Source organism: Nocardioides sp. DN36 (assembly GCF_055380375.1).
The window spans coordinates 3164315-3189441 of sequence record NZ_AP043823.1; the positions used below are offsets into that span (position 1 = coordinate 3164315).

Annotated in this window: 23 protein-coding genes; 16 read left to right on the forward strand and 7 right to left on the reverse strand. The window is 74.4% G+C overall.

The features are described from left to right. The first annotated feature begins 16 nt into the window (after positions 1–16). The 5 genes from ACZ43H_RS16020 (at position 17) to ACZ43H_RS16040 (ending at position 5735) form a co-directional block, all read left to right on the forward strand. Entirely contained in the window at positions 17–808 is a 792-nt protein-coding gene (locus ACZ43H_RS16020) for a GNAT family N-acetyltransferase (RefSeq protein WP_464584484.1), read from the forward strand. A gap of 128 nt (positions 809–936) precedes the next feature. Next, complete coding sequence (gene lexA, locus ACZ43H_RS16025; protein ID WP_379176680.1) at positions 937–1659, forward strand: transcriptional repressor LexA; 723 nt, start codon at positions 937–939, stop codon at positions 1657–1659. Between the two features lie 86 nt (positions 1660–1745). Further along, positions 1746–2567: a phosphatase PAP2 family protein gene (locus ACZ43H_RS16030; RefSeq protein ID WP_464584486.1), complete on the forward strand. Its 822-nt coding sequence runs from the start codon at positions 1746–1748 to the stop codon at positions 2565–2567. Between the two features lie 109 nt (positions 2568–2676). Then, on the forward strand, positions 2677–4425 hold the full coding sequence (locus tag ACZ43H_RS16035; RefSeq protein WP_464584488.1) for an alkaline phosphatase D family protein: 1749 nt from the start codon (positions 2677–2679) through the stop codon (positions 4423–4425). Continuing rightward, positions 4425–5735 (forward strand): alkaline phosphatase family protein, encoded by a 1311-nt coding sequence (locus ACZ43H_RS16040; RefSeq protein WP_464584490.1) that lies wholly within the window; start codon positions 4425–4427, stop codon positions 5733–5735. The genes ACZ43H_RS16035 and ACZ43H_RS16040 overlap by 1 nt, the downstream gene beginning before the upstream one ends. 75 nt (positions 5736–5810) lie before the next feature. Here the strand turns inward: ACZ43H_RS16040 and ACZ43H_RS16045 are convergent, their stop codons facing one another. Beyond that, a complete protein-coding gene (locus ACZ43H_RS16045; protein ID WP_464584492.1) occupies positions 5811–7838 on the reverse strand; it encodes an ATP-dependent DNA helicase in 2028 nt (675 codons plus the stop codon). A 118-nt stretch (positions 7839–7956) separates the two neighbouring features. Here ACZ43H_RS16045 and ACZ43H_RS16050 point away from each other — a divergent pair, with 118 nt between their 5' ends. Continuing rightward, a complete protein-coding gene (locus ACZ43H_RS16050) occupies positions 7957–8850 on the forward strand; it encodes an alpha/beta fold hydrolase (RefSeq protein WP_464584495.1) in 894 nt (297 codons plus the stop codon). Here ACZ43H_RS16050 and ACZ43H_RS16055 read toward each other — a convergent pair. From ACZ43H_RS16055 to ACZ43H_RS16065, 3 genes are all read right to left on the reverse strand, one after another. Beyond that, the gene (locus tag ACZ43H_RS16055) at positions 8828–9583 is read right to left on the reverse strand and encodes an SGNH/GDSL hydrolase family protein (RefSeq protein ID WP_464584497.1); all 756 of its coding nucleotides are present in this window, start codon (positions 9581–9583) and stop codon (positions 8828–8830) included. The two genes, ACZ43H_RS16050 and ACZ43H_RS16055, sit on opposite strands and share 23 nt — an antisense overlap. A 96-nt stretch (positions 9584–9679) precedes the next feature. Beyond that, positions 9680–9874 carry a hypothetical protein gene (locus tag ACZ43H_RS16060; protein WP_464584499.1) on the reverse strand — a complete coding sequence of 65 codons (195 nt, stop codon included), beginning with the start codon at positions 9872–9874 and terminating at the stop codon, positions 9680–9682. A gap of 231 nt (positions 9875–10105) precedes the next feature. Beyond that, positions 10106–10258: a hypothetical protein gene (locus ACZ43H_RS16065; protein ID WP_464584501.1), complete on the reverse strand. Its 153-nt coding sequence runs from the start codon at positions 10256–10258 to the stop codon at positions 10106–10108. A 47-nt stretch (positions 10259–10305) separates the two neighbouring features. On the opposite strand from ACZ43H_RS16065, the gene ACZ43H_RS16070 reads away from it, so the two are divergent. Both ACZ43H_RS16070 and ACZ43H_RS16075 read left to right on the forward strand, forming a co-directional pair. Then, a complete protein-coding gene (locus tag ACZ43H_RS16070; protein ID WP_464584503.1) occupies positions 10306–11001 on the forward strand; it encodes a response regulator transcription factor in 696 nt (231 codons plus the stop codon). Continuing rightward, a complete protein-coding gene (locus tag ACZ43H_RS16075; protein WP_464584505.1) occupies positions 11001–12278 on the forward strand; it encodes a sensor histidine kinase in 1278 nt (425 codons plus the stop codon). Before ACZ43H_RS16070 ends, ACZ43H_RS16075 begins: the two co-directional genes overlap by 1 nt. 13 nt (positions 12279–12291) lie before the next feature. Here ACZ43H_RS16075 and ACZ43H_RS16080 read toward each other — a convergent pair whose 3' ends face one another. Further along, complete coding sequence (locus tag ACZ43H_RS16080) at positions 12292–12786, reverse strand: hypothetical protein (RefSeq protein WP_464584507.1); 495 nt, start codon at positions 12784–12786, stop codon at positions 12292–12294. A gap of 132 nt (positions 12787–12918) precedes the next feature. On the opposite strand from ACZ43H_RS16080, the gene ACZ43H_RS16085 reads away from it, so the two are divergent. Genes ACZ43H_RS16085 through ACZ43H_RS16105 form a run of 5 tightly spaced genes read left to right on the forward strand, consistent with a single transcriptional unit; the run spans position 12919 to position 16367 of the window. After that, the gene (locus ACZ43H_RS16085) at positions 12919–13422 is read left to right on the forward strand and encodes a hypothetical protein (protein ID WP_464584509.1); all 504 of its coding nucleotides are present in this window, start codon (positions 12919–12921) and stop codon (positions 13420–13422) included. Between the two features lie 2 nt (positions 13423–13424). Further along, complete coding sequence (locus ACZ43H_RS16090) at positions 13425–14354, forward strand: FAD:protein FMN transferase (protein WP_464584511.1); 930 nt, start codon at positions 13425–13427, stop codon at positions 14352–14354. Continuing rightward, positions 14351–14929: a ferric reductase gene (locus ACZ43H_RS16095; protein WP_464584513.1), complete on the forward strand. Its 579-nt coding sequence runs from the start codon at positions 14351–14353 to the stop codon at positions 14927–14929. Before ACZ43H_RS16090 ends, ACZ43H_RS16095 begins: the two co-directional genes overlap by 4 nt. After that, entirely contained in the window at positions 14926–16173 is a 1248-nt protein-coding gene (locus tag ACZ43H_RS16100; RefSeq protein ID WP_464584515.1) for an NADH-ubiquinone oxidoreductase-F iron-sulfur binding region domain-containing protein, read from the forward strand. Before ACZ43H_RS16095 ends, ACZ43H_RS16100 begins: the two co-directional genes overlap by 4 nt. Continuing rightward, a complete protein-coding gene (locus ACZ43H_RS16105; RefSeq protein ID WP_464584517.1) occupies positions 16170–16367 on the forward strand; it encodes a ferredoxin in 198 nt (65 codons plus the stop codon). The genes ACZ43H_RS16100 and ACZ43H_RS16105 overlap by 4 nt, the downstream gene beginning before the upstream one ends. A 60-nt stretch (positions 16368–16427) precedes the next feature. Here ACZ43H_RS16105 and hflX read toward each other — a convergent pair whose 3' ends face one another. Next, positions 16428–17936 (reverse strand): GTPase HflX, encoded by a 1509-nt coding sequence (gene hflX, locus ACZ43H_RS16110; RefSeq protein WP_464584519.1) that lies wholly within the window; start codon positions 17934–17936, stop codon positions 16428–16430. 124 nt (positions 17937–18060) lie between these two features. On the opposite strand from hflX, the gene ACZ43H_RS16115 reads away from it, so the two are divergent. The 3 genes from ACZ43H_RS16115 to ACZ43H_RS16125 all read left to right on the forward strand — a co-directional run bounded on the left by ACZ43H_RS16115 (position 18061) and on the right by ACZ43H_RS16125 (position 24341). After that, entirely contained in the window at positions 18061–20547 is a 2487-nt protein-coding gene (locus tag ACZ43H_RS16115; protein WP_464584521.1) for a GcvT family protein, read from the forward strand. A 5-nt stretch (positions 20548–20552) separates the two neighbouring features. Then, positions 20553–21191, forward strand: a complete 639-nt coding sequence (locus ACZ43H_RS16120; RefSeq protein WP_464584523.1) for a nucleoside/nucleotide kinase family protein — start codon at positions 20553–20555, stop codon at positions 21189–21191. A gap of 204 nt (positions 21192–21395) precedes the next feature. Continuing rightward, the gene (locus ACZ43H_RS16125; protein WP_464584525.1) at positions 21396–24341 is read left to right on the forward strand and encodes a hypothetical protein; all 2946 of its coding nucleotides are present in this window, start codon (positions 21396–21398) and stop codon (positions 24339–24341) included. On the opposite strand, the gene ACZ43H_RS16130 is transcribed toward ACZ43H_RS16125, so the two are convergent. Next, on the reverse strand, positions 24342–25118 hold the full coding sequence (locus ACZ43H_RS16130; RefSeq protein ID WP_464584527.1) for an SDR family NAD(P)-dependent oxidoreductase: 777 nt from the start codon (positions 25116–25118) through the stop codon (positions 24342–24344). Positions 25119–25127 lie beyond the last annotated feature (9 nt).

Here is a 25127-nt window from a genome sequence, read left to right on the forward strand (position 1 = left end):
GGCGTACGTTCCGAAGATGGCCAGCGACCCGCGCGCCGACGCCGTCGAGGTGAACCTCGCGGAGTTCCACCGCGTCCTGGCCACCTCCCCGCTCGTCACGACCGGGACCGACCCCGACGTCACGACGTTCCGGACCGGACTGCCGCACCCGCTCTTCAACGACGTCGTCGGCGCCCGGTTCGCCCCCGGGACCGAGCAGGCACGCGTCGAGGAGACGGCGGCCCCGTTCATCGAGGCCGGGCTCCCGTTCCTGTGGTGGTGCGGCCCGTCCACCTGGTCCGAGGCCCTGGACCGCGCGCTCACCGGGATCGGCGCCCACCGCGAGGACAGTCCGGGCATGCACGTCCCCCTCGTCACCGAGGAGCACGGAGCCGAGACGAGCGCGGTGCCCGGCCTGGAGATCGCGCTCGGCACCGACGCGTCGGACCATGACGTCGCGCGACTCATGTGCGAGGTGTTCGAGATCCCCGGCTCCCTCGCCGCACCTCTCCGGGACTGGCTGACGGTCTTCGACCCGGCCTGCCTGGTGCACGCCGTGGCGAGCCTCGACGGCGAGCCCGTCGGCTGCGGCTCGGTGTGGATCACCGGACGCACGGCGGGCATCTACGACGTCGCGACGCTCCCGCAGGCCCGCAGGCGCGGTGTCGGGTACGCCGTCACGGCCGCCCTGATGCGCGAGGGACGGAGGCGTGGGTGCGACGAGTCGATCCTGGTCGCGAGCAGCATGGGGCGACCGGTCTACGAGCGGCTCGGCTACGTCGAGGTGTGCACCATGCCGCAGTACGTGTGGGCCCCCGACGACGCCTGATCACCCCCGTCACGACCCGCGACACGCCTTCGAACAGATGTTTGAATCACCCAGTCGATTTGGCTAGCGTGGTCCCCACTCGCCCGGGGCGCCCCGGAGCGTCCGCCGCAGAGCCTGGAGGCAGCCGCATGGCCACGAAGAAGTCCGACAAGGTCACCCAGCTTCCCGACGGCCCGCCCGACGCCACCGGCCTCACCCCGCGCCAGCAGCGCGTCCTGACCACGATCAGGAACTCCATCGAGAAGCGCGGCTACCCGCCGAGCATGCGCGAGATCGGCGACGCCGTCGGCCTGACCAGCTCCTCCAGCGTCGCCCACCAGCTCAAGGTGCTCGAGGAGAAGGGCTTCCTCAAGCGCGACCCCAACCGTCCCCGCGCCATCGAGGTGTTCCTGCCCGAGGTGATGGCCGCCCGCCGGTCGATCTCGGCAGCCGACGAGACGATGTACGACGAGACCGGCGTCGGCGACGCCGTGCCCGCGGCGCAGTACGTCCCCGTCCTCGGCCGGATCGCGGCCGGCGGCCCGATCCTCGCCGAGGAGCGGATCGAGGACGTCTTCCCCCTGCCCAAGCAGCTCGTCGGCGACGGCCAGCTCTTCCTGCTCGAGGTCTCCGGCGACTCGATGATCGACGCCGCCATCTGCAACGGCGACTACGTCGTCATCCGCCAGGAGCAGACCGCGCAGAACGGCGAGATCGTGGCGGCGATGATCGACGGCGAGGCGACGGTGAAGACCTTCCAGCGCAAGGACGGCCACGTCTGGCTGCTCCCTCACAACGACGCCTACGAGCCCATCGACGGCACCCACGCGACCATCCTCGGGAAGGTCACCGCGGTCCTGCGGCGAATGTGACCCCGAGGTAATAATGAGCGGGCTTCAGGGGGAGGTCAGGGGCATACTTGATAGCGATGTGCCCTGCCTGACCTGAGAGTGGACCCGTGAGCATCCCGAGCATTCCCGCGATCGTGGGTATCCGTAAGCGATACCCGCGTCTCGTGCGCGGCGTCCTCGAGCTGGCGCTGGTCCTGAGCCTGTGGGTCGCCTACAGCCTCTCGCGCCTCTTCGCCGACGCCGCGATGGGCCCTGCCCTGGCCCGCGCCCACGACCTCCTCCACATCGAGCGGCACCTCGGGATCCACTGGGAGGTGCCCCTCAACCATCTCTTCACCGACAACGACGTCATCGGGCTGATCGGCAGCTACTGGTACGCCACGCTCCACTACGTCGTCACCGCCGCCGTGCTGCTCTGGCTCTACCGGCTCGGCTCGCGCTGCTACATCCCGGCCCGACGGGCGCTCGCGATCGGCACCATCATCGGCCTGGTCGCCTACCTCCTGATGCCGACCGCCCCGCCGCGGTTCATCGAGGGGTACGTCGACGTGCTCAGCCTGCACGCCGCCGACGGCTGGTGGAGCGCGGACGCCTCCGCGCCGCGCGGCCTCGGCGGGCTCACCAACGAGCTGGCCGCGTTCCCGTCGCTGCACGCCGGCTGGGCGCTGTGGGTCGCGATCTCGCTGCAGCGGCACGCCCGCTGGCACTGGCTGCGGGTGCTCGGCTGGCTGTACGCCGCCGGCACCGCCGTCGTCATCGTCGGCACCGGCAACCACTGGGTGATCGACGTGGTCGTCGGCTGGCTGGTCGTGGTCGCCGGGTGGCTGGCCGCGGAAGGCATGCCCGCGCCGGTCGACGACGACGAGCTCGACCGCGAGCTCGACAGCCTGACCGCGACCCAGGGCTCGGCCGCGGCCGCCGCCGACTGACTCTCCCCGACTGGCTGCCCCGCTGACTCCCCGGCGACGCCCGGGTGAACTGACGGTGCTCACACCCCGCGCGCCGTCACCCCCACCCGGTCCCGTGCGTTGAGGACGCGTGAGCACCCCACGCGCCGCCACCCCGAAGCCCCTGCGAGCCCGGCCGCTGCCGCGGCGTACCGTCCTCGCGACCGGCGCCGCCGGCGGCGTCCTCGCCGGCCTCGCGCCGACCGCTGCACCGGCGACCGCGCAGGCCTCCCCGGCCCGGGAGGGTGGTGGCGCGTTCCGGCACGGCGTCGCGTCCGGGGACCCGCTCCCCACCGCCGTGGTCATCTGGACCCGGGTCACGCCCACCCCGGCCAGCACCCCCGGCTCCGGGAGGGGGCCGCGGGTGCGCGTGGCGTGGGAGGTGGCGACCGACGCACAGTTCCGCCACGTCGTGCGCAGCGGCAGCTTCGCCACCGGCCCCGAGCGCGACCACACCGTCAAGGTGGACGTGAAGGGGCTCGACCCCGCCCGGTGGTACCACTACCGGTTCCGCTGGGACGGCCACACCAGCCGGGCCGGGCGCACCCGCACCGCCCCGACACACGACGCCACCCCCGACCACCTGCGCTTCGGTGTCGTCTCCTGCGCGAACCTCCAGGCGGGCTGGTTCAGCGCCTACCGCGGGCTCGCCGCCCGCGACGACCTGCACGCGGTCGTGCACCTCGGCGACTACCTCTACGAGTACGGGCCGGGCGAGTACGGCTACGGCCCGGACGACCGTGACATCCGCAGCCACCAGCCCGCCCACGAGATGGTGTCGCTGGCCGACTACCGCCAGCGGCACGGGCAGTACAAACGCGACCCCGACCTGCAGGACCTGCACGCGAAGTACCCCTGGATCGTCACCTGGGACGACCACGAGACCGCCAACGACGCCTGGCGGGACGGTGCGGAGAACCACACCCCCGGCCACGGCGCCGGCGGCGAGGGCAGCTACCGGGACCGCCGGGCGCGGGCGCACCGCGCGTACGACGAGTGGATGCCCGCCCGGCTCGACGGCAGCGTCCGCGTGGGTGACGGCGACCGGCTCTTCCGCCGGCTCCGGTTCGGCACCCTCGCCGAGCTCAGCATGCTCGACCTGCGCAGCCACCGCGACCGCCAGGTCCAGCCGGTCGCCCCCACCCCGGTGCCCGACCCCGATCCCGCGGTGAGCGACCCGGACCGCACCATCACCGGCCGTCAGCAGATGGACTGGCTCAAGGACTCGCTCTCGCACGACGCCGTGCAGTGGAAGGTCGTCGGCAACCCGGTGATGATCGCGCCGGTGAACTTCGGGGCGATCCCAGACGACCTCGTCGACCCGGTCAACGACGTCACCGGACTGCTGCCGGCCGACGGGGCGCCGTACAACGTCGACCAGTGGGACGGCTACACCGACGACCGGCGCGAGGTCTTCGCGCACATCCGCCGGCACCAGGTCAGCGACGCGCTCTTCATCACCGGCGACATCCACTCCGGCTGGGCCGCCGAGCTGCCGTACGACGCCTCGACCTACCCGCTCGGGGAGTCGGCGGGGGTGGAGTTCGTGTGCACGTCGGTGACCTCCAGCAACCTCAAGGACATCACCGGCTCGCCCGCCCGGACGACCAGCGTGCCGGTCGAGGAGGCGATCAAGGCCAACAACCGGCACGTGAAGTACCTCGACTTCGACAGCCACGGGTTCTCGGTGCTCGACCTGACCGCCGACCGTGCCCAGATGGACTGGTTCGTCATCGGCGACCGGGCCGACCGCGACACCCCGATCACCTGGTCCACCTCGTGGGCGACCCGGACCGGCACCGGACGCGTCGAGGCGGTCGACCGCCCGGTGGGCTCCTGATGTGCGGACCTGAACGACCGTCCGGTGCGTTCGTCGCCGGCCTCGAGCAGGCGCGGGCCGGTCGCCGCACCCTGTTGTCGGCCGGGCTCACCGCCGGCGCGTCCGGGCTGCTGCTCTCGAGCCTGCCCGGCGCCGCGGCTGCGACCACCGGCCGCAGCCGGCACCGCAAGCGGGCCTACGTGCTGGTGGTCGACGGCTGCCGCCCCGACGAGATCGACGGCCTGCTGACCCCGCACCTGCACGCCCTGCGCGAGCGCGGGCTGCGGTTCCCCCGCGCCACCTCACTGCCGGTGATGGAGACGATCCCCAACCACGTGATGATGATGACCGGCGTGCGGCCGGACCGCTCGGGCGTGCCCGCCAACGCGATCTACGACCGCGGGCTCGGCGAGGTCCGGACCATGGACCGGGCCACCGACATCGCGGCGCCCACCGTGATCGGCCGGCTGAACCGGCACGGGCTCACCACCGGCACCGTGCTGAGCAAGGAGTACCTCTACGGCGTCTTCGGCACCCGCGCCACGCACCGCTGGGAGCCGGCGCCGGTCGTGCCCGTCTCCGGGCACGCACCCGACCAGTTCACGATGGACGCCGCCCTCGCCATGGTCGACCGGCTCGACCCCGACTTCATGTTCGTCAATCTCGGCGACATCGACCGGTTCGGCCACGCCGACCTGACCGGGACGACGCTGAAGCTGCAGCGGCGGGCGGCCCTCGCCGACACCGACCACCAGGTCGGGCGGTTCGTGGACATGCTGCGGTCCACCGGTCGCTGGCGGCACTCGATGCTGCTCGTGCTCGCCGACCACTCGATGGACTGGTCGACCCCGGACAAGGTGGTCAGCCTCCAGGCACCGATGGACGCGGACCCGCTGCTCGCCGGTCGCGTGCAGATCGCCGACAACGGCGGCGCGGACCTCCTCTACTGGACCGGCCCCGCCCGCGACCGGGACCGGGCGGTGGACCGGATGCGGGCGATCGCCCACGCCCACCCGGGCGTGCTCACCGCGCACGACCGGCGGGAGCCGAGCCTGCGCCTGGGCCCCGAGGCCGGCGACGTCGTGGTCTACTGCCGCGCCGGCTGGCGCTTCAGCGACCCCGACCCGGTGACCGACAACCCGATCCCGGGCAACCACGGCCACCCCGCCACCCGGCCGATCCCGTTCTTCGTCGCCGGCGGCCACCCGCGGGTCCCCCGCGGGGTCTCCGACCCGGCCCGGGCGCACACCGTCGACGTCGCGCCCACCGTGGCGTCGTTCTTCGGCGTGGGCGCCCCGCGAGGCGGCTGGGACGGGCACGCGCGGCTCTGAGGGACGCGGACGTCATACGAGACGTGGCCTCTAGCCCCCACTTCGTACGACGCTACGGTCCGCGCAGGCTGCCCGTCAGCTCCCGGCGAGCCGGGCCAGGGCCTTGCGGACGACCGCGGGGTCGGTGGTGGTCCACATCGGCGGCAGGCTGGCCTTGAGGAAACCGCCGTACCGCGCCGTCGCGAGCCGCGGGTCGAGCACCGCCACCACGCCCCGGTCGGTGGTGGTGCGGATCAGCCGCCCGGCGCCCTGCGCCATCAGCAGCGCGGCGTGGGTCGCGGCGACCTGCATGAAGCCGTTGCCGCCGGCCTTGTCGGCGGCCTTCTGCCGGGCGCTCATCAGCGGGTCGTCGGGCCGCGGGAACGGGATCCGGTCGATGATCACCAGCTGGCAGGTGTCGCCCGGGACGTCGAGTCCCTGCCAGAGGCTGAGCGTGCCGAACAGGCAGGTGTGGGGGTCGTCCACGAACTGCTTGGCCAGCTCGGGCAGCTGCGCGTCGCCCTGCGCCAGCGTGGTCAGGTGCGGGAGCCGCTCGCGGACCGCCTCCGCGGCCGCCTCGGCGGCGCGCCGGCTCGAGAACAGCCCGAGGGTGCGCCCGTCGGCCGCGTCCACCAGCTCGCAGATCTCGTCGAGCTGGGCCTTGCCGAGGCCGTCGCGACCCGGCGGCGGCAGGTGGCGGGCGACGTAGAGGATCGCCTGCTGCCCGTAGTCGAACGGCGAGCCGACGTCGAGGCCGCGCCAGGGCAGCGCGCTCTCGGAGGTGGCGCCGCCGACCGCCTGGCCGTCGATGATCCGCTCGCTGGGCTTGAGCCCGACGCTGGTCGCCACCGAGCTGAAGTCACCGCCCAGCATCAGGGTCGCCGAGGTGAAGACCACGGTCTTGTCGGTCAGCAGCTTGTCGCGCATCGGGCCCCACACCTGCAGCGGCGCCACGCAGAGGCGCGGCGGGATGCGATCGCCGCCCTCGCTGAGCCACAGCACGTCGGACTCGAGGTCGGCGGCCATCCGCTCGGCGTTCGCGAAGACCTCCTGGACCGACCCCTTGGCCTGGGTCCGGCCCGCGTCGGCGTCGCTGGAGTCGCCCTCCTTGGGGTACGCCGAGAGGCAGGCCCGCGCGGCATCGCGCACCAGCACCAGCGCGTCACCGAGGTGCTGCGGCAGCCGCTCGAACCGGCCGGGGTCGGACTCCCCGATCGCGTCGCGCAGGGCATCGGCGGCGTCGGCGAGGTCGTCGGCCTCGGAGCCGTCCACGAACCGCTGGGAGCGCCGGGCGGCCCGCTCGACGTCGCCAGCGCTCAGCTCGTCGGTGGCGGCCTGGGTGACCCGCTGCACGAGCTCGTGGGCCTCGTCGATGACCACGACGTCGTAGTCCGGGATCATCGGCACCCCCTCGATCGCGTCGATCGCGAGCAGCGAGTGGTTGGTGACGATGAGGTGGGAGCGGTGGGCCTTCTCACGCGCCAGCTCGACGAAGCACTCCTGGCCGAACGGGCACTTCGCGGCGCCGAGGCAGTCGCGGTGGCCGACGCTGACCTGGCGCCACTCGCGGTCGGTGTGCCGCGGGGCGTTGTCGCGCTCCCCGCTGCCGCCGGACTCCGCCTCCTCCTCGGCCCACGCGCGCAGCTCGAGGATCTTCTGGCCCATCGACCCGCTCGGCATCTCCACCAGCGCGCCCTGGTCGTCGGGCACGCCCTCGCGGATCCGGTGCAGGCAGGCGTAGTTGGAGCGGCCCTTGAGCACGGCGTACGACGCGTCGACCCGGTCACCCACGGCCTCGACCAGGCGCGGGATGTCGCGCTCGACCAGCTGGTGCTGCAGGGCCAGGGTCGCGGTGGCGACCACCACCCGCTGGTCGTGCAGCAGGCTGGGGACCAGGTAGGCCAGCGACTTGCCGGTGCCGGTGCCGGCCTGCACCAGCAGGTGCCGGCCGTCGGTCATCGCCTCGGCGACCGCCTCGGCCATCTGCACCTGCCCGTCGCGCTGCTTGCCGCCGAGCGCGGTGACCGCCGAGCCCAGCACCTCGCGCACACCACCGGCCGCGGTCGTGTCCGGGGTCGTCTCCGGGGTCGGCGCGGGGCTGGTGGAGGGGGCGGTGGGTGGCACCCGAGAACCCTAACCGCGGGCACGGACAGCGTGCTGCGGCCGTCCCCAGGGCAGGAGTCCTCCCCGGTGTCGGGGCGCGGGGCTAGGGTGCCAGGGGACCAGACGACGAGGGGGAATCGTGACGGACCACATCGAGGTGCACACCGACGACGGGCGGACGCTGGAGGTGCTCACGGGGGGCGACCCCGACGGCCTGCCCTGGCTCTACCACGGCGGCTCGCCCACGGCCGCCGTGCCGTACCCGACGTTCGACGAGGTGGCGCGCTCGCTCGGGCTGCGCCTGGTGACCTACTCCCGGCCCGGCTACGGCACCTCCACGCCCTACTCGTGGTCCGCCGGCCCGCCGCGCATCGTCGACGACGTCGCCGACTCGGTGCGGATCCTGGACCACCTCGGGGTCGACGAGTTCGTGACGCTGGGCTGGTCCGGCGGCGGCCCACGCGCGCTCGCCTGCGCCGCCGAGCTGCCGGACCGCTGCCTGGCCGCCGCGACCCTGGCCGGCGTGGCGCCCAAGGGTGTCGAGGGGCTGGACTGGTTCGAGGGGATGGCCCCGGAGAACCGCGCGGAGTACGCCGCCGCCGAGCAGGGACCCGAGGCGTACGCCGCCTACCTCACGGAGGACTTCCTGCCGATCCTGCAGGCCGAGCCCGGCCAGGTGGCGGCCGCGATGGGCGACCTGCTGACCCCCGTGGACGCGGCCGCGTTCACCGACGCCCTCGGTGACTACCTGGCCCGGAGCATGCACCACGCCGGCGCGCAGGGCGTGATCGGTGCCCGCGACGACGGGCTGGCCGCGACCAGCCCGTGGGGGTTCGACCTCGACTCCATCCGGGTGCCGGTGGCGGTGTGGCAGGGCCGTCAGGACGCGATGGTGCCGTTCACCCACGGCGAGTGGCTGGCGGCGCACGTGCCCGGGGCCCAGGCGCACCTCTTCGACGACGAGGGACACGTGTCCCTGGCGGTGAAGATCGAGGAGATCCTCCGCGACCTCAGGCGGCTGGCCGGCCGCTGACCAGCACCGGCTGCCGGGCCGGGTGCTGGGCGATCCGGGCCGCGACGGCATCGCCGAACGCCTGGTGGGAGGCCGGCGTCAGGTGCAGGTCGTCACCGAGGTAGTCCAGCGCGAGGTCGGAGGTGCCGACGTACGCCACGCCGTACTCCTCGGCGAGGCCGGCCAGCAGCGCGTCCACCCGCGGGACCGCGCCGGCGCGTGAGGGTGCGCTGACCGGCCCGACCACGACCACCGGGTGCCCGTCGAGCGCCCGCATCAGCCGAGCGAAGCCCGCGGTGATCGCGCTGGTCGGCTGGTCGAAGTCGTTGAGCCCGCCCTCGACGACCACCAGGTCGGCGCCGCCGCGCACGGCGGCCGGCGCCCGGTCGGCGAAGGACACGGCGCCGCAGGTGCTGGCGCCCTCGCTGAACCCCGAGCCCGAGAAGCCGGCGACGTGGATGCTGCCGGGGAGCCGCGAGGGCCAGGACGAGGCCGGGTCGGCGAGGCCGAGGCCCGCGGAGTAGGAGTCACCGATGACCACGACCCGCTGGCCGGATCCGGTCACGGAGTGGGCCCTGGCCACCGAGTCCGCGGCGAACCGCTCGCACCGGGACGGGTCCGCACCGCGGGCCCGCTCGGCGAACCAGCCGCTGAGCGTCGCGGCGAGCAGCGCCACGAGCACGACGGCGAGGCCGACCTGGCGCCGGCGCAGACTGGTGAGCGGGACCCTCCCCGCAACCCCCCGATGGATCACGGGTCCATGATGCGGCCACGGACTGGTCCAGACCGGGGAAATCACGAAAGATCCCCAGTCCGCGACCGAACCGTTATCGACGGCCCGGTGCACGCCTCAGTCGTCGCCGCCCGCGCCCTCGGTGTGGACGGCGAACCGCGGCACTCCCCCCACGCACCGGGCGGCCACCTCGGACTGCCGGCTGTCCTCGCCGCCGCGCCCCTCGAAGTGCACCTCGAGCGCCTCCGGCCCGCGGTCACCCACCGTCACCGAGAACCCGTTGTCGGGCTGCGCCGCCACCAGGCCGATCACGCCGCCCCGGCACTGCGCCGTGACGTAGCCACCGACGCCCTGCCAGGTGCGCCGCTGGGCGGTCGGGCCCGGGCTGCCGACGGTGCCGCCCGGCCCGATCGCAGGCGCCGAGGGGGCGGGGCCGGAGCTGGTGGGGGCGGAGCTGGTGGGGGCGGAGCTGGCCGGGGCGGAGGACGCCGGGGCCGAGGGCGTCGGATGCCCCGGGGTGGCACTCCTCCCGGAGGCGGGACCCTACTGCGTCGGAGCCGCCTGCACGGCGCGCTGGGTCGCCATGCCGACGTCCTCCCCCGCCCGGGAGATGACCAGCCACACCGCGGTCGAGCCCGCGGCCACGACCGCCAGCCAGGTGACGATCGCCAGCACCACGGCCCGGGACGGCTTCACCTGTTCATCCTCGCAGCGCCCTCACAACGCGGGGCTACGGTTCGAGCATGACCGGCATCCTGGTGGTCGAGGACGACGACGCCATCCGCGTCGCGGTCCAGCGGGGCCTCCGGGAGCGGGGGTTCGCCGTGGCCACGGCCGGCACCGGCCTGGCCGGACTCGAGCACGTCCTGCACGAGGCCCCGGAGGTGGTGCTGCTCGACCTCGGCCTGCCGGACGTCGACGGGCTCACGCTGATCTCCATGATCCGGGCCGCCAGCCAGGTGCCGATCATCGTCATCACCGCCCAGGACGACGACCCCACGATGGTCCGGGCGCTGGACAGCGGCGCCGACGACTACGTGGTCAAGCCGTTCGGGACCGACCAGGTCGCCGCCCGGATCAGGGCCGTGCTGCGCCGCGGCGGCCGGGCCAGCGGACCTCCGGCCCCCATCAGGGTGGGCGACCTGGTCGTCGACGAGCGCTCCCGCACGGCCAGCCTGGCCGGCGTACCCCTCGATCTGGCCCGCAAGGAGTACGACGTGCTGCTCCTCCTCGCGTCCCGGGCCGGCGAGGTGGTCACCAAGCGGGAGCTGCTGGCCGAGGTCTGGCAGCAGGCGTACGGCGGCTCCGACCGGACCGTCGACGTCCACCTGTCCCTGCTGCGCCGCAAGCTCGGCGAGTCGGCTGCCGAGCCGCGCTACCTGGTCAGCGTGCGCGGCGTCGGGGTGCGCCTGGTGGATCCCGACGCCGAGGAACCCTGATGCGTCGGCGGATCTCATGGCTGGTGGTCGCGACGACGTCGGTCGTCGTCGTCTCGTTCGTGATCCCGCTCTGCCTGCTGGTGCGGACCCTGGCCGAGGACCGGGCGATGGCGGCGGCCGACCAGGAGGCGCGCAGCGTGGCGATCCTGGTGGCCGGGCTGCACGACGACCCGCAGCTCGAGGAGCTGGTGGCCGGGCTGGACCGGCGCGGCGCGCCCACCACCCAGGTGCTCACCAGCGACGGCCGGGAGCTCGGGTCGGGTCCGCCGATGAAGGGAGACCCCGAGGTGCTCCGGGCCCGTCGCGGCGAGGCTTTCACCGTCGTCGACGGTGCCGGCGGCCGCGTGCTGCTCCCCGTGGTCGTCGAGGACGGGACCGCGGTCGTCCGCTCCACGGTGACCGCCGCCGACCTCCGGCAGGGCGTGGCCCGCGCCTGGGCCGGGATCATCGGGCTCGGGGTGCTCCTGCTCGTCCTGGCCCTGGTCCTCGCCTCCCGGCTCGGGAGGCGGATCAGCGAGCCGCTCCGCGAGGTGGCCGGCACCGCGCACCGGCTCCGCGAGGGCGAGCTCGCCGCGCGTGCCGACGTGCGCGGCACCGAGGAGACCCAGGAGCTGGCCCGGGCCCTCAACGGCCTCGCGGAGCGCACGGCCGAGCTGCTCGCCAGCGAACGGGCCGCGGTGGGCGACCTGTCGCACCGGCTGAGGACCCCGGTGACGGCCCTGCGGCTGGACGCCGAGGCGGTGCCGGACCCCGAGCTCGCCGAGCGGCTCGGCGAGCACATCGCGGTCCTGCAGCGGACCATCGACGCGATCGTGCGCGACGCCCGGCGACCGGTCCGCACCGACCTGGCGCCCACCTGCGACGCCACGGCCGCGGTGCGTGACCGGGTGGCCTTCTGGGGTGCGCTGGCCGAGGACCAGGGCCGCGCGCTCACGGTCCGGCTGCCGCCCGGTCCGCTGCCGGTCCCGCTGGCGGCCGACGACCTCGCCGACCTCGTCGACGTGATCGTCGACAACGTCTTCGCGCACACCCCCGAGGGGACCGCGCTGCGCGTCGAGCTGGGCCGCGACGAGACCGGGACCCGCGCGGTGCTGGTCGTCGCCGACTCCGGCGCCGGCATGAAGGCCGGCGCCCGGCGAGAACGACCGGGCAGCACCGGGCTCGGGCTCGACATCGCCCGGCGCACCGTCTCCGGCGGCGGGGGGCACCTGACGATCGGCGCCGCTCCCGAGGGCGGCACGGCGGTGCAGGTCGTGCTCCCGGTCAGCCCCAGGTGAGGTGGGCAGCCGCTCAGTCGTCGTGGGGCTCGTGGGGGGCGCCGCCGTCCTCGTGACCCTCGTGACCCTCGTGGTCCTCGCCGTGGTCGTCACCGTGCTGATCACCGTGGTCCTCCGGTTCGCCGGACTCGCCGTCGTGGGTCGCCGCGGGTGCCGCCGGGGGTGCCGCCGGGGGTGCGGCCGCCACGGGCTGGGCGGGAGGCGCGGCTGTCGCCGGGGCAGGCGGTGCCGGGGCCGCCGGAGCCGGCACCGTGACCGTGCGCACCACCTCCCGCACGCAGACCCCCTTCTCGAGGTGGGTGCCCGGCGCGCACGGCGCCCATCGCACGCGGATGCCGGGCCGGACGACCTGGGCGAGCGGTCGGTGCGGCGGCGGTGGCGCGGGCTCGGCCGCGGCCACCGGCGCGGCACTCGGGGCCGGTTCGGCCACGTTGCGGTAGGCCGCCACCGAACCGGCGAGGCCGATGACCAGCGCGGACGTCATGATGCCGACAGAGATGCGGTTCATGCGGGTCAGCGTGGCGGCCCGACACCTAGGGGCGCCTCGCGAGAACCTCAAGACCACGTCAAGCCCGCGGTTGACGAGGACTTGACGCGGCCCTGAGGCCGGCTTGCCGCCGGCTCCCCGACGCTGGCGGACATGACGTTCTCCCCCGAGAGCCGGAACCGCTACCGCCTCGCCGTCAGCGCCGCCACCGGCCTCGCTGCGGTCGGCGCCCTCACCTCCACCGGCTGGCTGGCCGGCGCCGCGGCGCGCGACCACGCCGACCAGGAGGCCCGCCGCCAGGCCCAGCAGGACGCCGTGGCCGCCAGGGCGGCCCGGGCCCGAGCGAGGTGGGAGGAGCGGGTCGCCCGCCAGCAGGCGCTCGCCGAGGCCCGCAGCCAGGCCCCGCGGATCGTGCTGAAGCACCGGCCGACCCGGACCCGGGTCACCACCCGCTACGTGACCGCAGCGGCCAGCACCCCCACGTACGTCGGTGGCGGGGGCACGGTGAGCACCCCCACCGCGCCGGCGCCGCCGCCGCCGGCAGCACCCCCCGCCCCGGGACCGGCCGCGGCCCCGCCACCGCCGCCTCCGCCGCCACCCCCGCCGCCACCCCCGCCGCCGCCGCCCCCGCCGCCGGCCCCGGCGACCGGGTCGTGACCATGACCGCCACGACCTTCGAGGCACTCGGCACGACGGTGTTCGTCGGGGTGCGGAGGCCGGGGGACCTCGGCACCGCCCGGCGGCTGGCGGCCGAGGTGCTGCGCGACGTGGACGAGGTGTGCAGCCGCTTCCGCGCCGACTCGGACCTGAGCCGGGTGAACGCCCACCCGGGCCGGTGGGTCGAGGTCGACCCGCTGCTGGTCTCGGCGGTCGACGCGGCCGTCGAGGCCGCCCGGGCGACCGACGGGCTGGTCCACCCGCTGCTGGGTCGACCGCTGGTCCAGCTCGGCTACGACCGCGACTTCGCGCTGCTCGGTGAGTGCGAGGGCGAGGTCCCCGCCACCCCACCGTCGCCGCCGGATCCCGACGCCTGGCGCGAGATAGGGCTCGATCCGGCGGGCGGCCTGAGAATCCCGACCGGCACCGCCCTCGACCTGGGGGCGACCGGGAAGGCCTGGGCGGCCGACCTCGTCGCCGCGGCGTACGCCGAGCACCTCGCCGGCGCCGCCGTCGTCAGCGTGGGCGGTGACCTGCGCATCGCCCGCCCGGACGGGACGCCGTGGCCCGTCGCCGTCGCCGAGCGCCCCGGCGACCCGCCCGAGGCACTGGTCGCCCTCGACCGCGGCGGCGTGGCCACGTCCAGCACGCGGGTCCGCCGCTGGACGCGGCACGGCGTACGACGCCACCACCTGCTCGACCCGCGCACCGGCCTGCCGGCCGAGGAGGTGTGGCGGACGGTGACGACCACGGGCGCCACCTGCGTCGGCGCCAACACCGCCTCGACCGCCGCGGTCGTGCTCGGCCCGGCCGCCCCGGCCTGGCTGGCCGACCGCGGGGTCACCGCGCGCCTGGTGGCGCGCGACGGGAGCGTGCGCACGGTGGGGCCGTGGCCCCGCGAGGACCGACCCACCCACGGAGGTGCGGCATGACCGACGGCCCGTTCCTCTGGTACCTCAACCGCAGCACCGGCGTGGTCCTGCTGGTCCTGCTCACCGCCAGCACCGTCCTCGGCGTGCTCGCGCTGAACGGGCGCGCCGGCCGCGGCCTCCCCCGATTCGTCACCCAGTCGCTGCACCGCAACCTGGCGCTGCTGTCGGTGGTGCTGCTCGGCGTCCACGTGGTCTCGGCCGTCGTCGACACCTATGTCGACATCCGCTGGTGGCAGGCGTTCGTCCCGGTGGGCGCGAGCTACCTGCCCCTGTGGCTGGGCCTGGGCACGGTCTCCCTGGACCTGATGGCGGTCGTGGTCGTCACCAGCCTGCTGCGCTCGCGGCTCCGACACCGCACCTGGCACCTCGTGCACCTGCTGTCCTGGGGGGCGTGGGCGCTGGCCGTCGCGCACGGCCTCGGCATCGGCACCGACCTCGGGACCGACCCGGCCACCCTGCTCGCGCCGGCCCACCGGTGGGTCGCCCTGCCCACCCTGGCCTGCGTGGCCGCCGTGCTCGCGGCCCTGCTGGTCCGGCTGGCCCGGACCCGCCTGCCCGAGAGGAGCCTGTCGTGACCCGCCCCATCTCTCCCGTGCCCGCGTCTCCCGTGCCCGTGCCGGACGAGGTCCGCATCCACGAGGGACCCGCCCTGCTCGAGGGGCTGGGGAGGGGGCCGTCCCTCGACGCACACCGACAGCGGTACGGCGACCTCCCGGCCCTGCGCCTGCCGGCGCTCGAGCACCTCGTCGACCGGGTCGGCCTCCGGGGCCGCGGCGGGGCGGCGTTCCCGTTCGTCACCAAGCTCCGGGCGGCCGCGTCCCGTCCCCGGCCGGTGGTCGTGGTGAACCTCAGCGAGGGTGAGCCCGCGAGCGCCAAGGACAGCGCCCTCGCCCTGGCCAGCCCCCACCTGGTCCTGGACGGTGCGGTGGCGACCGCCCGGGCGCTGGGTGCCGGGGAGCTGCACGTGGTGCTGCCCGGCGAGCGGCCGCAGGTCCGGCTCAGCATGCTGCGCGCGCTCGCCTCACGCGTGGACGGCATCCCGGTCCACCACCACGACGCGGCCCCGCGCTTCGTGGCGGGCCAGGCCCGCGCGGTGATCGAGCTGATGTCGGGGCGACCGAACCTGCCGGTGACCGCGTGGGCGCCCGAGGCCGTCGACGGCCTGCGCGGCCGCCCGACGCTGCTGTCGAACGCCGAGACCTGGGCCCACGTGGGCCTGCTCGCGCTGCGCGGCGAGGCCGCCTTCCGGGAGCACGGCACCACCCGGGAGCCCGGGACCGCCCTGCTCACCCTGACCCGCCCGGGCGAGGTCCCGCAGGTGCACGAGGTCGGCTACGGCGCCCGTCTGCGCGACGTCCTGCCCGAGACCGCCGTGGGTCTCCCGGCGCTGGTGGGCGGGTTCCACGGCTCCTGGGCCACCTGGCACACCGTGTCCCGGGCCCGGGTCTCGGTCGACAGGATGCGGCGCCTCGGCGTACCGCTGGGCGCCGGTGTGGTCCTCACCCCCTCGGCCGACACCTGCCCGGTCGAGCTGACCAGCGGCATCGTCGACTTCCTCGCCGGGCAGAGCGCGCGGAGGTGCGGCCCGTGCCGCAACGGGCTGCCCGCGCTGGCCGAGGCCCTGCGCGCGCTGCTCTGCGGCACCGCCGGGCCGGCCCGGGTCGCCCAGCTCACGGCGCTCGTCAGCGGTCGCGGTGCGTGCGCGCACCCGGACGGGACCGCGCGCCTGGTGTCCTCGCTGCTCACGGCCCTGCCCGACGAGGTCGGGGCGCACGCCTCCGGGGGCTGCGCCCTTGAGCACCGGGAGCAGGCGTCGTGAGCCGGCAGCTGCGGGTGGACTGGCCCAGCTGCCGGGCCCGCGGGCTGTGCCACGAGCTGCTGCCGGAGGTGGTCGACCTCGACGAGTGGGGCTACCCGATCGTCGGGGGCGACGTCACCGACGAGCTGCTGGCCGACGCCCGGGCCGCCGTACGCGCCTGTCCGCGACTGGCGCTGCGGCTGGTCACGCGCTGACCGCGGACGTCATGCGGATCGTGGCCTAGGACCCTCGATCTGCATGACGTCCCGACGAGGTCAGAGCGCGTACGCCGCCAGCTCGCCGGCCAGGTCCTCGTTGGCCCGGCCGAGCACGATCGTGCCGTCGCCGGTGTGCTCCATCGAGTCGATCTCGCCGTGCTGGTGCAGCCGGTTGATCAGGTCACCGCGCTCGTAGGGCAGCAGCGCCTTGAACTCCACGCCCGGACGGGGCAGCTCGCCCTCGATGACGCGCAGGGCCTCGGTGATGCCCTCCCCGGTCTTCGCGGACACGACCACCGAGTGGGGCTCGCGCTGGCGCAGCCGAGCCAGCACCATCGGGTCGGCGGCGTCGGCCTTGTTGATGATGACCAGCTCGGGGACCTGGTCGGCCTTGATCTCGGCGAACACCTCGCGCACCGCGGCCAGCTGGCCCTCGGGGTCGGGGTGGGAGCCGTCGACGACGTGCAGGATCAGGTCGGAGTCGGCGACCTCCTCCAGCGTCGAGCGGAACGCCTCGACGAGCTGGTGGGGCAGGTGCCGGACGAAGCCGACCGTGTCGCTCATCGTGAAGACGCGGCCGTCGGCGGTGGTCGTGCGCCGCGTGGTCGGGTCCAGGGTCGCGAACAGCGCGTCCTCGACCAGCACCCCGGCGTCGGTGAGCCGGTTGAGCAGCGAGGACTTGCCGGCGTTGGTGTAGCCGGCGATGGAGACGCTGGGGATGTGGTTGCGACGGCGCTCCTGGCGCTTGGTGTCGCGGGTCCCCTTCATCTCCTTCAGCTCGCGGCGCAGCTTGGCGATCTTGGTGTTGATCCGCCGCCGGTCGGTCTCGATCTTGGTCTCACCGGGACCACGACCACCGATACCGGCACCCGCCGCGACCCGGCCGCCGGCCTGGCGGGAGAGGTTGCCACCCCAGCCGCGCAGGCGCTGCTTCATGTAGTTCAGCTGGGCCAGCTCGACCTGCGCCTGGCCCTCCTTGGACTTCGCGTGCTGCGCGAAGATGTCGAGGATCAGCGCGGTCCGGTCGACGGCCTTGACCTTGAGCCGGTCCTCGAGGTTGCGCAGCTGGCTGGGCGCCAGCTCACCGTCGAGGATCACGGTGTCGGCACCGGTCGCCTGCACGATCTCGCGCAGGCCGTCGACCTTGCCGCGGCCGATGTAGGTGGCCGGGTCGGGCTTCTGGCGGCGCTGGTAGATCGCGTCGAGGACCTCGGAGCCGGCAGTCTCGGCCAGCAGCGCGAGCTCGGCCATGGAGTTCTCGGCGTCCTCGATCGACCCCTCGGTCCACACCCCGACGAGCACGACCCGCTCGAGGCGGAGCTGGCGGTACTCGACCTCGGTGATGTCCTCGAGGTCGGTGCGCAGCCCCGCGACGCGGCGCAGGGCGTGCCGCTCGGCGAGGTCCATCTCACCGACGGTCTCGTCGGTGTCCTCGGGATCGGGCTCCTCGACCCAGGAGTCGGTCGCCTCGTCGGCGTACCCGGACTCCCAGCCGTCCTCGCTGTCGTCCCAGGTCTCGGTGGCGTCCAGCTCGGCGTCGAGGTTGAAGTCGCGTGCGTTCGTCATATGCCCTTCAGGGTAGGTGGGGTGGGCGGAGAGCGCGAGCCGTTAAGCATCCGGCGCAGGATCCCCGCACAGAGTGGAACGCCGCAGGTCCGGCCGCGATTCCCGTCGGCAGTACGTTGGGCCGGTGAACACCCCCGCACTCCCGGACCGGGCCCGCGTCGTCATCGTCGGCGGCGGCGTCATCGGCTGCTCCGTCGCCTACCACCTCGCCCACGCCGGCTGGACCGACGTCGTCCTCCTCGAGCGCGACCGGCTGACGTCGGGTACGACGTGGCACGCCGCGGGGCTGATGACCTGCTTCGGCTCCACCTCCGAGACCTCGACCGGGATCCGGCTCTACTCCCGCGAGCTCTACGCCCGCCTGGAGGAGGAGACCGGCCAGGCCACCGGGTTCCGGCCGGTCGGGCTGATCGAGGCGGCCGCCGACGGGGACCGGCTCGAGGAGTACCGCCGGGTCGCCGCGTTCCAGCGTCACCTCGGCCTGGAGGTCGAGGAGATCTCCCCGCGCGAGATGTCCGAGCTGTTCCCGTGGGCGAGGACCGACGACCTGCTCGCCGGCTTCCACGTCCCCGGCGACGGCCGCGTGAACCCGGTCGACGTCACCACCGCCCTGGCCAAGGGCGCCCGGCAGCTCGGCGTACGCATCGTCGAGGGCGTCTCGGTCACCGACGTGCGGGTCTCGACGGGCTCGACCGCCGGGGCCGGCAGGGTGACCGGGGTCTCGACCACCGCGGGCGACGTCGAATGCGAGTACGTCGTCAACTGCGCCGGCATGTGGGCGCGCGAGCTGGGCGCGCAGAACGGGCTGGTGATCCCCAACCAGGCGGCCGAGCACTACTACCTGATCACCGACACGATCGAGGGGCTCGACCCGGACGCGCCGGTCTTCGAGGACCCCGCCTCCTACGGCTACTACCGCGAGGAGGGCGGCGGCATGATGGTCGGCCTCTTCGAGCCGCAGGCCGCACCGTGGCGGGTGGAGGGCATCCCGAAGGACTTCTCCTTCGGCAAGATCCCGCCGGACTGGGACCGGATGGGCCCCTTCCTGGAGAAGGCGATGGCCCGGGTCCCGGTCACCCTCGAGGCCGGGGTCCGCACCTTCTTCTGCGGACCCGAGTCGTTCACCCCCGACCTCGCCCCGGCGGTCGGCGAGGCACCCGGCATCCGCAACTACTTCGTCGCGGCCGGCATGAACTCCGTCGGGATCCTGTCCGCCGGCGGCCTGGGCCGGGTGCTGGCGCACTGGATCACCACCGGTCGCCCCGACGTCGACGTGACCGGCTTCAACCTCGACCGCTTCCGGCCCTACCAGGCCGACGACGGCTACCGCGCCGCCCGCACCACCGAGATCCTCGGCACCGTGTACGCCGCGCACACGCCCGGCAAGCAGCTGCGCAGCGCCCGCGGGACGCTGCTCTCCCCCGTGCACGACCGGCTGGTCGGCCAGGGCGGGCTGCTGCGCGAGGTGTCCGGCTGGGAGGGCGCCGACTGGTTCGCCGGGCCCGGCGTGACCCCGGTCGCGGAGCCGACGTGGGGGCGCGCGCCCTGGTTCGAGCAGTGGGCGGCCGAGCACCGGGCCGTGCGCGAGGGCGTCGGGCTGATGGACATGAGCTTCATGGCCAAGCTCCGTGTCCGGGGCGCCGACGCCGGTGCCGTGCTGGACCGGGTGTCGGCGGGCGAGGTGAACGGCCCGGCCGAGACCATCACCTACACGCAGTGGCTCGACGAGAACGGCCGGATCGAGGCCGACCTGACCGTCACCAAGCTGGCCGACGACGACTTCCTCGTCGTCGCCTCCGACACCGCCCACGGGCACGCGCTGGCCTGGCTGGGCCGCAACGTCGGCCCGGCGGACGTCATCGTCGACGACATCACCGAGGACTACGCCCAGCTCAATGTGCAGGGGCCGCGGTCCCGGGAGGTGCTGGCCGAGCTGACCGAGGCCGACCTGTCTTCCGACACGTTCCCGTTCCGCACCGCGCGGTGGATCGACCTGGCCGGCGTGCGCGTGCTGTGCGCCCGCATCACCTACCTGGGCGAGCTGGGCTACGAGCTCTACGTGCCGGCCGAGGACGGGCTCAAGGTGTACGACGCGCTGCAGTCGGTCGGCGCGGCGTACGGCCTGGTGCCGGTCGGCCTGAAGGCGCTCGCCTCGCTGCGGATGGAGAAGGCCTACCGCGACTTCGGCCACGACATCGACAACACCGACTGCCCGCTCGAGGTAGGGCTCGGCTTCGCGCTCGCGCTCGACAAGCCGGGCGGGTTCGTCGGCCGCGACGCCGTCCTGGCCCGCAAGGAGGCGAACGCCGCGGCCGGCGGGATGGGCCAGCGGCTGGTGCAGGTCCGGGTGCTCGACCCGGAGCCGCTGCTGTTCCACGCGGAGGTCGTGCTGCGCGACGGCGTCGAGGTCGGCTACGTGCGCGCGGCGTCGTACGGCTGGACGCTGGGCTCCTCGGTCGGGCTGGCTTTCGTCTCCGGCAGCGGGTCACCGGTCACGCCCGACTGGCTGGCCACCGGGACGTGGGAGGTCGACGTGGCCGGCACCCGGCACCCGCTCGAGGTGTCCCTGCGACCGATGTACGACCCCACGTCCGCGCGGATCCGCGTCTGACCCGCGTGGCCGCCGTACGCCTCTCTCCCGACGGCCGCGAGCTCGCCGGCCTGCTGCCCGCACGCCCGGAGCGGGTGCTGCTCGGGATCACCGGGGCGCCGGGGGCGGGCAAGTCGACCCTGGCCGCCCACCTCGCCCGCACCGCCGGCGCGGTGGTGGTGCCGATGGACGGCTTCCACCTCGCCGACGTCGAGCTCACCCGCCGCGGCCTCCTCGACCGCAAGGGCGCGCCGGAGACCTTCGACGCGTGGGGGTACGCCGCGCTGCTGGCCCGGCTGCGGGACCGGCCCGACCACGTCGTGATGGCGCCGGGCTTCGAGCGCGACCTCGAGCAGCCGCTGGCCGGCGCGGTCCCGGTCGAGCCATCGGCGGGGCTGGTGGTGACCGAGGGCAACTACCTGCTGCTGGACGAGCCGCCGTGGCGGGCCGTCCGGGCGAACCTCGACGCGGTCTGGCACGTGGTCGCCCCCGAGCCGCTGCGGGTCTCCCGCCTCGTCGCCCGGCACGTGGCGTTCGGCAAGTCCCCCGACGCCGCCCGGGCCTGGGTCGAGCGGGTCGACCAGCCCAACGCGGACCTCGTCGAGGCCGCCCGCGACCGCGCGGACCTGGTCCTCGACCTCACCGACCTCGACCCCACGGGATAGTCCGGCACGTTTCCGACCTCGCCAGCACGAGATAGTCCGGCACGTTTCCGACCTCGCCGGGCCGAAACGTGCCGGACTATCCCTGGGGAGCCGGATGGGCCACGGGAGGATCCCCCATCCGGGGCACGCGTACCTCCCTCGGACCCGGCCAGACTGAAAGACGTCGATCGGGCGGCCAGGTCGCCCGGGAGGGCGGTGGTCGGGATGCACCGGATCCAGGCCTGGTTGGGCACCGGCAGGGGCGGGCTGGTCGGCCTGGTCGTGGCGTTCGTGCTCCTCGCCCTCGGCGTCGTCTTCGGCTGGCTCGCCTCGCTGGACCCGAGCGTTGGCGGCCCCGGGATCGTCGGGCTCGAGCTGGTCGGCAGCCCCGGCGCGGCCGCCTTCTGGGTCTCCGTCTACGGCACCGACGACATCTTCCGCGCGCTGGCCTGGGACGTGCCGTTCATCCTGTGCTGGGCCCCGTTGCTGGCGCTGCTGGCGCTCTGGACGGGGCCGGCCTACCGCACCATGTCGACCCGGCGGCTCGGCGTACCTCTTGCCCTGGTCGCCCTCGGCGCCGGTGCCCTCGACCTGCTGGAGGACCTGTTCGTCCTGCTCGGCTGCGGCCCCGGCGACCTCGACCCGTGGTCGACCGCGTGGCAGCTGGCCGCCGCCGCGTCGTGGGCCAAGTGGCTGGCGATCCTCCTCGTCGGCCTGTACGCCGTCGGCGGGCTGATGTCGCTGCTGCTGCGCGGCGAGGTCCGGGCCGTGCTGCGCGAGGCCGACACGGACCCCGGCGGGCCGGCCCGGTTCACCGAGGCCGAGGGCGGCCTGGGACTGGCGTTCTCCGGTGGCGGCATCCGGGCCGCCTCGATCAGCCTGGGGGCGCTGCAGTCCCTCGAGCGCGACGGCCTCGTGGCGCGCGGCTGGGACCAGGCCGACCACGTCACGTCGGTGTCGGGCGGCTCCTACATGACCGGCGCGTGGAGCGTGTCCCGCAGCCTGCCGCGGCCGGCGTCGCCCGACCCGGAGCCGTGGGCCTACGGCGGCGTGCAGATCACCCCGGAGGAGCGGCACCTGCGCGCCAACCTCGGCTACCTGCTGTCCAACGCTCCGCGCGGCAGCGGGGAGGACGCCATGACCATGGGCGGCTCGATGACCGGTGAGGCAGTCGATGCCACCCGCGCCCGCCGGCTGCCCGCGGTCCTCGCGACGGTGCTGACCGGGATCGCCGTCAACGCGCTGGTGTTCCTCGGGATCCTGTGGGTGGTCTCCCAGCTGGTCGGCTGGTTCTACCGGTGGTACGTCGGCATCACCTGCCCCTCCTGGCGGCTCGAGCGGCCGCTGGTGTTCGAGGCCGACCGGGACTGCCTGGTCCAGCCGGGCCGGGTCGGCTGGCCGATCCTCCTCTGGCTGGTCCTGGGCGTCGTGGCCGTCGTGCTCTGGGTGGCGGCCGGGAAGTTCACCGACGCGAGCGGCCGCACGCTCCCGCCGGCGTGGCTGCTGGTCCCGAAGTTCCTCGGGTACGGCGGCCTCGCGGTCGCCACCCTGCTGGCCGCGGCGCTCGTGGTCGTCCCGATGCTGATCGAGCTGCTGTGGCGCCCGGTCGCGGCGCACGACCTGTTCACCTCCGTGGTCACCGTGGCCGGCGTCCTCGGATCGGCCGGCGCGGTGTTGCGGATCATGCGCAAGCCGCTGGCCCGGTTCGCCCCGACGCTGGGCGGGCTGGTCTTCGGCGCGCTGCTGCTGTTCCTCGTCTGCCGGTGGGGCCTCGGCGCGATGGCCGCCGCGCCCGCCGACCGGCACGTGGTGCTGCTGGTGGTCGTCGTGGTGGTGCTGCTCGCGCTGCACCTGCTCGGCACCTCGGAGTTCTGGTCGCTCGCGGCGTTCTACCGGGGCAAGCTGCGCTCGGCGTTCGCGACGTACCGCCTGCTCGGCAGCGACGGCGTCGTGCGCGCCCGCGCCTACGTCAACAACGACACCGCCGGCGGAGACGAGCGGGTCGAGCCGACGCTCGCCGCGCTGCCGGTGCGCAGCGCGGCCGAGCCGTCGGGCACCCCGCTGACGATCTGCGCGTCGGCCACGGTGACCGGCCGCGGCGTCCGCACCCACTACGGCGTGCCCGCCCTGAGCGTGACGTTCTCGCCCACCGCGGTGCGGGTGTTCGTGCCGCAGGAGGAGGACGGACTGTGGCAGCGCTACGAGTGCTCGGCCGAGGACCTCGGCACGCTGCGCCCGTCGTGGAGCCCGCGGCTGACCACGATGCGCGCGGTCGGGCTGTCCGGCGCCGCGGTGTCACCGGCGATGGGACGGTTCCGGCTCGGGCCGGTGAGCATGCTGCTGGCGTTCGCCAACGTGCGGCTCGGGTCGTGGATCCCGAACCCGCGGTACGCCGCCCGGCTGGCCGCGCTGGGCAACCCGCTGCCCCGGCCGGGCCTCGGCTACCTGCTCAAGGAGTTCTTCGGCTTCCACGACCCCAGTGACCTCTACCTCTACGTCACCGACGGCGGCCACTGGGAGAACACCGCCCTGGTCGAGCTGCTGCGCACCGCCCACCACCGCGAGCTCGTCTGCGTGGACGCCGACTCCGGCCCGGGCAACCTGGCCCGGTCGATCTCCCGCGCCGTCGACCTCGCCCAGCTCGAGTGCGCGGCCAGCATCGCGCTCAACCTCGACGTGCTGCGCGCCGACCCGGAGCCGTCACCGGGCCGGGACTACTCCCCGCGGTCGGTGAACATCGGCCTGGTGCGCCGGGTCGACCAGGGCATCGAGCGGATCAGCGTGCTCTGGTACTGCAAGCCGGCGCTCACCCAGGACATGCCCCCGCAGCTGCTGGCCTACCGCGAGGTGGACCCGACGTTCCCGCGGGTCAGCACCGTCAACCAGTTCTTCCACACCGCCCAGTTCGCGGCGTACCGCGACCTCGGGCGCTACAACGCCCGCAAGATCCTCGCCGCGCGCAGCACCCTCGCCTCGGTGGTGGGCGGCTGCGCGACGTTCGTGGACTTCCGCGGGGCGGTGCAGGCAGGAGTCAGTCCCGAGCCGCCCGAGGCGTGGGTGCTGCCCGAGCTGCTCAGCCTCGTCGAGCAGCTCGTGCTGGCGCGGGTGCCCGACGAGCAGGCGGCGTACGCCGAGGAGCTGTACGCGACCGTGGCCGCGACCCTGGCGTGACTACTTGGGAGGCATCCGGATGCCGCCGTCGACGCGGACGGTCTCGCCGTTCATGTACGGGTTCGTCAGGCACTCGAGCACCATCGAGGCCAGCTCCTCGGGGCGGCCGAGCCGCTTCGGGAACAGCACGCTCTGGCCGAGCTGCTCCTTGAACTCCTCGGGGTTGGGCGCGAAGTCGTAGATCGGGGTGTCGATCAGCCCGGGCGCGACCGTGTTCAGCCGAATGCCCGCCGCGGCGAGGTCGCGGGCCACCGGCAGCGTCAGCCCGACCAGCCCGCCCTTGGACGCGGCGTACGCCGCCTGGCCGATCTGGCCGTCGAACGCCGCCACGCTGGAGATGTTGACGATCGCGCCGCGCTCGCCGGACTCGGTCGGCTCGAGCTTGCTCATCTCGGTGGCCGCGAGCCGCAGCGCGTCGAAGGCGCCGATCAGGTTGATCGCGACGACCTTGGTGAACGCACCGAGGTCGTGGGCGGAGTCGAACTCGCCGTCGCGGCCGATGGTGCGCTGGGCCCAGCCGATGCCGGCGGAGTTCACCAGCACCCGCAGCGGGCCGAAGTCGGAGGCGATCCGGACCGCACCCTTGATCTGCTCGGTGTCGGTGACGTCGACGCTGGCGAAGACGCCGCCGATCTCCTGCGCGAGCGCCTCGCCCTTGTCGGCCTGCAGGTCCGCGACGACGACCCGCGCACCGGCCGCGGCGAGCTTGCGGGCGACGGCCGCGCCGATGCCCGACGCCGCGCCGGTGACGATCGCTGATGCTCCGTTGATGTCCATGGCTGGCGA

Excerpts from the sequence above, each read along its gene's own strand:
- ACZ43H_RS16020 (WP_464584484.1), top strand. The coding sequence starts at position 17 with ATGGCCAGCGACCCGCGCGCCGACGCCGTCGAGGTGAACCTCGCGGAG.
- lexA (WP_379176680.1), top strand. The coding sequence starts at position 937 with ATGGCCACGAAGAAGTCCGACAAGGTCACCCAGCTTCCCGACGGCCCG.
- ACZ43H_RS16040 (WP_464584490.1), top strand. The coding sequence starts at position 4,425 with ATGTGCGGACCTGAACGACCGTCCGGTGCGTTCGTCGCCGGCCTCGAG.
- ACZ43H_RS16070 (WP_464584503.1), top strand. The coding sequence starts at position 10,306 with ATGACCGGCATCCTGGTGGTCGAGGACGACGACGCCATCCGCGTCGCG.
- ACZ43H_RS16075 (WP_464584505.1), top strand. The coding sequence starts at position 11,001 with ATGCGTCGGCGGATCTCATGGCTGGTGGTCGCGACGACGTCGGTCGTC.
- ACZ43H_RS16080 (WP_464584507.1), bottom strand. The coding sequence starts at position 12,786 with ATGAACCGCATCTCTGTCGGCATCATGACGTCCGCGCTGGTCATCGGC.
- ACZ43H_RS16085 (WP_464584509.1), top strand. The coding sequence starts at position 12,919 with ATGACGTTCTCCCCCGAGAGCCGGAACCGCTACCGCCTCGCCGTCAGC.
- ACZ43H_RS16090 (WP_464584511.1), top strand. The coding sequence starts at position 13,425 with ATGACCGCCACGACCTTCGAGGCACTCGGCACGACGGTGTTCGTCGGG.
- ACZ43H_RS16095 (WP_464584513.1), top strand. The coding sequence starts at position 14,351 with ATGACCGACGGCCCGTTCCTCTGGTACCTCAACCGCAGCACCGGCGTG.
- hflX (WP_464584519.1), bottom strand. The coding sequence starts at position 17,936 with ATGACGAACGCACGCGACTTCAACCTCGACGCCGAGCTGGACGCCACC.
- ACZ43H_RS16125 (WP_464584525.1), top strand. The coding sequence starts at position 21,396 with ATGCACCGGATCCAGGCCTGGTTGGGCACCGGCAGGGGCGGGCTGGTC.
- ACZ43H_RS16130 (WP_464584527.1), bottom strand. The coding sequence starts at position 25,118 with ATGGACATCAACGGAGCATCAGCGATCGTCACCGGCGCGGCGTCGGGC.